General features: G+C 26.9%; 4 protein-coding genes and 1 pseudogene. All 5 read left to right on the forward strand.

Annotated features, from left to right (window positions below; all coding sequences use genetic code 11):
* A partial coding sequence (locus BB045_RS07035) for a poly(glycerol-phosphate) alpha-glucosyltransferase (protein WP_075140616.1) occupies positions 1-1,429 on the forward strand: 1,429 nt, incomplete at its 5' end.
* A 9-nt stretch (positions 1,430-1,438) separates the two neighbouring features.
* Positions 1,439-1,771 (forward strand): hypothetical protein, encoded by a 333-nt coding sequence (locus BB045_RS12420; RefSeq protein ID WP_070632114.1) that lies wholly within the window; start codon positions 1,439-1,441, stop codon positions 1,769-1,771.
* A gap of 41 nt (positions 1,772-1,812) precedes the next feature.
* Positions 1,813-2,847, forward strand: coding sequence for a Mur ligase family protein (locus BB045_RS12425; protein WP_256722971.1), 1,035 nt, complete (start codon positions 1,813-1,815; stop codon positions 2,845-2,847).
* 164 nt (positions 2,848-3,011) lie between these two features.
* On the forward strand, positions 3,012-3,503 hold the full coding sequence (locus BB045_RS12430; protein WP_256722972.1) for a hypothetical protein: 492 nt from the start codon (positions 3,012-3,014) through the stop codon (positions 3,501-3,503).
* A gap of 155 nt (positions 3,504-3,658) precedes the next feature.
* Positions 3,659-3,798, forward strand: a pseudogene (locus BB045_RS07045) (transposase family protein); the annotation flags it as partial.

The raw sequence follows: 3,798 nt of genomic DNA on the forward strand, positions 1-3,798 counted from the left end.
ATTTCCTGAGTGGATTAAATTAGATATTGTAACGTCGACTGAAAAAATATTATTTAAAGAATTAAAAAAAACACTGATCAATACAAGAAGAAATTATGTAGATTTTGGTATAGCATTTGATAGTCAATGGAATTTTGCAGTATTACCTGAAGAAATTAACGCGAATGCTTTTGTTCGACCAGATAATACTACTAAAGAGTTATTTCTTTCGGAAAAAAACATCAATAATTATTTACGTAAATATACTACAAATAAAAAGGCATTTTCTAGTGATTTCTATAATGAAAAAGAAGTTATTAAATTCTATACACAAGGTTTCTTTATAGGTGATGAAGAAGTACATGAACTATATAGCGAAGGCTATAAAAAAGGTTTAAGAAAAGTAAATGATTTAAATAATGAAATTGATCAATTAATTGAAAGTAGTACTAATTTCTTACAAAATATGTTGTTAGATAATGGTAAATATATTTATGGATATTTTCCTCATTTTGATAATGAAATAGGATTCTACAATATTTTAAGACACTCTTCTTCTACTTATGCCTTAATTGAGGGTCTGTCTTATTTAGGTAAAAGCTTACAACCTGTTGAAAAAGCAATTGATTATGTCATTTCAAATCAACTGTTAGAGGTTGATGATAAAGCTTATATCTTTGATGATACAGAGGGAGCAAATGAAATCAAATTAGGACAAAATGCTTCATTTATATTCGCAGTTTGTGAATATTTAAAGCATGAAGATAATCCTAAATTTCTTGAGTCAGCTCAGAAAGTAGCTAAAGGTATTCTTTCAATGATAGATGAAGATACATATGAGACAACTCATTTATTGAATTATCCTGATTTAATCGTAAAAGAGAAGTTCAGAATTATTTATTACGATGGTGAAGCAGCGCTTGCTTTATTGAGATTGTATCAAGAGGATGAAAATGAACTATGGCTAAAAACTGTAGAAAATTTGATGGACCGTTTCATTGAGAAGAAATATTGGCAATATCATGATCATTGGTTAGGATATTGTACGAATGAATTAGTTCAAATTAATCCACAAGACAAATATTTTGAATTTGGAATCAAAAATGTGAATAGTTACTTAGATTATATTAAAAATCGTGAAACAACATTTCCAACATTCTTAGAAATGTTAATGGCCACATATCGATTATTTCAAAAAGCGAAAGATACGGGTCGCGATGAATTGGTAAACAATTTGATAGACGAACAATATTTGATAGATGTAATTAATATTAGAGCAGATTACCAAAGAGTTGGATTCTTTTATCCTGAAATTGCTATGTATTTTAAAAACCCATCAAGAATACTAGGAAGTTTCTTTATTAAACACCACGGTTATCGTGTTCGAATTGATGATATCGAACATTATTTATCTGGATATGTACAATATCAAAAGGCATTTAAAGGTTAGGTAATTATTATGCTAACAATTAAAAAGATATTTAATATTATAGGTGGAGAATTAAAGGACGCACACAATAAAGAAGCAAATGAGATAAATGATTTTGAAACAATTTATAAATTTGTAAATAGTAAAAAAACTGCTTATTTTTCTCCTAACAAAGAAACATGGTCAAGAGAATTAGGAAGAAATAAAAATGCTTTAGACGGTAATGATTTGGTTAATAAAGAAAATGGAGAAATTGGACTAATTATAACTGAAAATTACATTTCTGATTTAAAATTTGAAATCCCTCAAATAATTGTAGAAGATTCTGTTCAGGCATTTAAACAATTAGCTATATATATATAAGAAATCAATAAAAAAACCCAGTTATTGCTATAACTGGATTAATGGGTAAAAGTTCTACTAGAATGTTAATTACAAGCTTGTTGGGTGATTATAATGTACTTGAAAATAGAGGGAATAATAATGTTAGAGCAGCTATTTACAATAATATGCTGAAATTAATAAAAAATCCTGACTTTGCTGTTATTGAAACATCCATGAATGCGATTAATTATCTTGAAAATACCTCAACTTTTTTAAAACCAGACATAGCAATTATTACAGGTATTGGTGAAGCGCATTTTTCTACATTTAAGTCAGTTAAAGATATAGCTAAGATCAAAACTAGAATTTTTGACGGTCTTTCTTCAACCACTGGAGTGGCAATTATTAATAAAGACACGTTATATGCAGATTATTTAATTTATAAAGCACATGAAAATGCAAGTAATGTGTTAACTTATAGTATTAATAAAGATGCAAAGGCGGATTTAACTGTTGATAACATTAAGTACAACAAAGGAAGTATTGAATTATCAATTACTAACCAAGATAATAAAAGTGAAATTTATCGACTCAATACTATTAGTGAAGGAATGGTTTCTAACACATTAGCAAGTATCTTAACGCTTAAAAGTTTAAATTTACCAATAAAACAAGAATTACTAAATGATTTCAAACCGTTTTCTAAAATATTAGCCTTAAAAGAGATACATGCGAAAACTCATAAATTAACATTACTTGATGATACACATAATGCTTCATTACCGGCGATGATTAATGCTATTAGAGCATTTAATAGTCAAACTAAGTTTTATTCAGGTCATAAAATAATAGCAATAGGAAAAATTAGTGATTTAGGTCGTAAGTCTAATGAAACTCATTTAAGACTAGTTGAAGAATTAGAAAATAGTAATGCTGATTATATTTTATGTAAGGATAATGAATTGAGACAAGTCGTAAATAAGGTGCGAAACAAGAATATAACTTGGTATCCCAACAAGGAATTGTTAATAAATGATTTAAAATATTTATGTAATGAAGATTCTCTTACTTTGCTAAAATCTTCTGTAACTGGAACGGATTTTCCAGAAAAATAGCTAAAAACTTACCTAATATTTTAAGGGATAATAACATAGAGTTTGATTTTGATGATCTATTTGAAAAATTAAGTGAAGTAGGAAAAAGCTATATTAAAATAAATAATAAAACTGGTGAAATAGTTGAAGAATATAATAGTGGGCTTTCTCAAACGATAGAAGGAATGGGACCATTAATTTATTATTTAAAATCTATCGATGAAAAATTAGAAAATAGAATTATTAATTTAAAAAGTTGGCCGACTAATAATGCCAAAAAAGGATATTTTGAAGGTTTAGAAATTAGAACTTATACATTGCTTGAAAATATGACTGAATCGCCTTATCCATCTCAAATCTATGAGTTAGCTAATGAGTTATTTAAAAATCATGTAGATAGAAAACAATATATAAATAATTTAATAAAAGAGTTGAAATTATCCACTTCAATAGCTACAAACCTAACTGGTCGTTTTAGAAGTAAAGACAGACAAAGTTATACTGTGAAAGATTTGTTTGAAATATATAAACATTATAAATATGATTTATTTAAATTCAGTAATTCTTTTGTATTAGGTCTTAAATACAAAAGTGGCTTTATAAGAGGTAAAGAAGAAACAATAATATTCACTTCCTATAATGATTTAGAGTATTTAAAATCTACAATCGATTTTTAGTAGTTTTTAGCTTTAAATATATGACAAGACAATTTCTGATTTATTCTTATCAGAAATTGTTTTTTACTAAGAAGTTATGACTCTATAATAAATTGGACTGATGACTAAAAAACATCAGTCCAATTTTTACGTTTGAATACAAAAAAGGCGCAATTACCTCTAAAAATAAAAATTTCTCTATAGTAAAAAATGGTAAGAAAACCTCAACGATTACTTTACTTAAAATTATGGAAATGCCCGCTTATTTAGAACTTCAAAAACAAAGATTTTATTGTAAATCATGTGACAGTCGAGC

It is taken from the genome of Staphylococcus sp. MB377 (assembly GCF_001922505.1).
GTDB lineage: Bacteria > Bacillota > Bacilli > Staphylococcales > Staphylococcaceae > Staphylococcus > Staphylococcus haemolyticus.